The 389-nt window shown below is 35.5% G+C and carries 1 protein-coding gene; it reads right to left on the reverse strand.

Going from position 1 to position 389, the window contains the following annotated elements:
- Window positions 1–321 (reverse strand): YbaK/EbsC family protein (locus KH893_RS12830; protein WP_345803748.1); only part of this gene is annotated, 321 nt, incomplete at its 3' end.
- Between the last annotated feature and the right edge of the window lie 68 nt (window positions 322–389).

The following is a 389-nucleotide window of genomic DNA, read 5'->3' on the forward strand; positions in this document are numbered from 1 at the left end:
ATGCACATATCCGGTTGTCTTTTGCAGGTCTTTTAAAGGAATCATTTCCGTACGCTTGTTCCCGGAAACAGCTGCCAGCTTTTTTTCATCCAAATGTTTTGTAATTGGCAGGACAGCAATGACCGGTCCGCTTATATCGCCATTTGAGGCTCGCGTCTTATAGATCAAAGATTCTTTATTGATTCCTGCTTGGGCCAACGTTTTTTTAATTTCTGCACTTGTTTGATTCAAAACATTAATCTCTAAAGATTGATAAGGGATATTGTTTTTGTCTAAAAGTTGTTCAACTTGTGTTTTTTTAATCTTTGTTCGTTTGCTCATAATTAGATTTTAATTCTTTATTAAATGTAAGCGTTATCAGTTATAGCAAGGGATTTTCCGGTCTTAAC

It is taken from the genome of Liquorilactobacillus sicerae, assembly GCF_029916425.1.
Classification (GTDB): domain Bacteria; phylum Bacillota; class Bacilli; order Lactobacillales; family Lactobacillaceae; genus Liquorilactobacillus; species Liquorilactobacillus sicerae.